Here is a 662-nt window from a genome sequence, read left to right on the forward strand (position 1 = left end):
AAATAACCCTCCAAAACCCTTTTGGAAGGATTTTTCTCTGTTTCACAAAATCGTTAATCAGGCTAAATCTAGGAATGCTTCTTTTCTCTTTAATAAAGCGTAAATCCAATGAAGCAACTTATTCATACAGGCAACGATTGACACTTTGGCCGGTTTTCCTTCTGATTTTTTCTTATCATAGAAGGCTTTAAGCTTTTTGTTCCTTGAACTTCTTATGCCACATAGTACGGCAAGATACAGAGAATGACGTAGTCTGCTCGAACCTCTTTTAGTAATACGATTAATGGTTGCCGTAAACTTACCCGATGAGTGAACACTTGGATCTACTCCAGCGAAGGCAACTAGTTTTTTCGGGTGATTAAACCGATCGATTTCACCAATTTCAGAGATAATCGTGGCTGCGGTTTTTTCTCCGATACCGGGAATCGATTGGATGATCTTATATTCTTCCAGTTCATTTGCCAGGGCCACTATACGATCTTCCAACTCAGAGAGGTGTCCCTGGTAATGAAAAAGCAACTCAATATACATACKAAKATTGATTACGTGACTTTGATACACGTTTATTTGAAATGGATTTCGAGACGCGGAGTCCATTATTTTTTTTGCTTTTTCCCATGCCCATTGACCCGATCTGCTAGGACAGAACTCTATAACACTCT

The 662-nt window shown here is 39.2% G+C and carries 1 protein-coding gene; it reads right to left on the minus strand.

Going from position 1 to position 662, the window contains the following annotated elements; all coding sequences use genetic code 11:
• Positions 1-57: 57 nt before the first annotated feature.
• Positions 58-662, minus strand: a 605-nt coding sequence (locus ADA55_RS19655) for an IS110 family transposase (protein WP_048686971.1), incomplete at its 5' end; no start/stop codon positions are given.

Origin of the sequence: Bacillus sp. 220_BSPC, from assembly GCF_001054655.1 — a bacterium.
Classification (GTDB): Bacteria; Bacillota; Bacilli; order Bacillales; family DSM-1321; genus Peribacillus; species Peribacillus frigoritolerans.